The sequence below is a fragment of the Acidobacteriota bacterium genome, from assembly GCA_003225175.1.
GTDB lineage: Bacteria > Acidobacteriota > Terriglobia > Terriglobales > Acidobacteriaceae > Gp1-AA112.
Map to the genome: position 1 here is coordinate 1 of QIBA01000188.1, position 2,554 is coordinate 2,554.

Here is a 2,554-nt window from a genome sequence, read left to right on the forward strand (position 1 = left end):
ATTATAAAATCAGAAAAATTGAAAACTTTGGGAAACATTGGAAACATTGGAAACTTTAGATCGGAAACTTTGGAAACTTTGGAAACATTGGAAACTTTGGAAACTTTGGAAACTTTGGAAACTTTGGAAACTTAAGATCAGAAACTTTGGAAATATTGGAAACATTGGAAACATTGGAAACTTGGAAACTTTAGATCAGAAACTTAGGAAACATCGGAAACATTGGAAACATTGGAAACTTAAGATTGGAAACATTGGAAACATTGGAGATACAGTAAATCATAATGAGTTCAGAAAAAATAAAAAGAACTCTTTATTGGGAAATAACTATTTTTGTTTGCTGTTAAGATTTGTTTTAGAATCTATCATATTATTCATATGCTTTAAAACTTCATTCCAATCCATTTTGTTAATCTTTTGAAAATAAGTAATACATATTGTTATTTGATCATATTTCTCCTGATCAATATATGATAAAAACTTCACAGCCTTTTTGAACGTTTGTACCTTTTTACTAACATTATCAGATTTCAGATTTAACATTTTGCTGAGTTCATTCATAGATTTTCCCTTCGTCAAATTTAAAAATAATTTCAAATTTATCCATTTAGTAAAATTGTTTTCCTTTGTTCCGTCATATGCTGCTTTTCTACATTTTTAAATGTTATTAATATAAATATCATAAATTATTCTTTCAAATTACAAATAATTACCTGTAATATTTTCGTTAACTGAATCATTAGCATGATTATTAACTTTAAAGTTATTATAATTATATAATTTATCAAACTCTTTGATAATAGAAACTTTATAATTTTGTGTTTGAATAGTCTTCAGTTTTTTATTCGCTGTAATAAAAATAATTTATAAGTATGATAAATAATTTTAATCTTCAGTTAGAATAATTACTAATTAATTCATCAAAGGGATTTTTTCTTTTATTCTTTCCTTGAATTTCAATATTTCCATCGATAATTACTCTATCCTCGATGAATTCATCATGTTGGTGACTTTCAGTGTTGTTAATTTGTTGAACGATGCTTCTTGATTCATTTTTTTCTTTCTTTTCTTGAATTTGATCTTCAATTATATTTCTATCGATAATTAATCTATCCTCAATGATTTCATTTTCATTTTTCTATTGGTGGATTTGTTCAACGATGCTTCTTGATTCGTTATTTTTTTTTGAATTCCTTTTTCCTTGGCCAATTTATTTTTCGAATTTGAATAATGACATTTTTAGGTAATTTTAAATTACCAAAATTATCTGTTTGTAACGTACTAGGTTTTATATCTAGATTAATGCATTTAAACAATTCATTTTGAAATGTGGACTTAACTATACTATTCATAGTAAAAAATTTACTTTGTTAAGTCAGCATATCACTGTATTTATATCTTTTTTTAAATTGCAACTGCGTTATTTACGTCATACATGTTTCTAATTTCGTAACTAACAAAACATTTCCAATTCCAATCATTATTTCAAAAATTTTAGATCAAGTTGAATTATATAATTACTTTAAAAGAAATAATCAATGTGCTAAGTTTGCTTATATAATATTAGCTAAATGAGCAAAATGCCCTTTAAAAAAAAAAAAAATGAGCAAAATGCCCAAATATAAAACAGTTAAAAATCATTTAACTAAGCGTTACTCTAAAAAGATAGTAAATATCGTGCAAAAATTGCAAACTTTAAATTAATCACGAGAAAAAATTATATAATCGCTTTAATAAATTTCATAAAAAATATATATATAACGATAAGGTATTTTCTTCTTATCTTTATTAAAACTAACAAAATGATCTTTATTACAAAAATTTTCTTTCTTGTCTTGTTACTAATTAATTAACTGTACACCTATCAATTCCTTTGACTTTGGCATAAGGAGTTATTTTTCTACTGATTATGATGATTATAACGATTCTGTTTAGGAAAAGGAATTAATTAACAAAGTTCATGGTAATTATATTGATTCTTTAAATTTATAATATTTTAATTTATATTAACTTAGGATAATCTTAAGCACAATTAACTAGCTATAAAGATAAAGATTGTTACAGGGAGGCTGCGCATTTAATAAAAATTAATTGCTCTAAACTTGATAATACTGATGATGAAAGGGTGCAATGTAAGTGTATTTAAAAATGTAAAAAAATTTTTATATACTTATTAATATTTTTTATCTCAATTTTTAGTTGCAATAAAATTAACTTTATGTGCATTCAAAGCTTCAAAAATTGATGTACCTGTTAAATGCTATGATATAAATAATATAAATAATGTGGAAGATTGCCTAATTGAGATAAGAACGAATCCAAACTTTTATTCAACCTATATGGGATATTATCTGAAAGCTGGTAAAGAGTGTAGTTAATTAATATGATAATTTATTACGATAACGATAATGATTTAACCATTCTTATTCTCAAGTTGCAATGTGCTTTAGCACTAGGCATATTATCCGTGAAGGTAAGTAAAACTTATTTACAGTATATTAATTTAATTTTAAAATATTAATGATAATTTACGGATTAATATATAGATATAGTA

The 2,554-nt window shown here is 24.0% G+C and carries 2 protein-coding genes; both read left to right on the top strand.

Annotated features, from left to right (window positions below; genetic code table 11):
• Positions 1-46: 46 nt before the first annotated feature.
• Positions 47-421, top strand: coding sequence for a hypothetical protein (locus tag DMG62_24380; protein ID PYY19672.1), 375 nt, complete (start codon positions 47-49; stop codon positions 419-421).
• 1,783 nt (positions 422-2,204) lie between these two features.
• A complete protein-coding gene (locus DMG62_24385) occupies positions 2,205-2,378 on the top strand; it encodes a hypothetical protein (GenBank protein PYY19673.1) in 174 nt (57 codons plus the stop codon).
• The last annotated feature ends 176 nt before the right edge of the window (positions 2,379-2,554 follow it).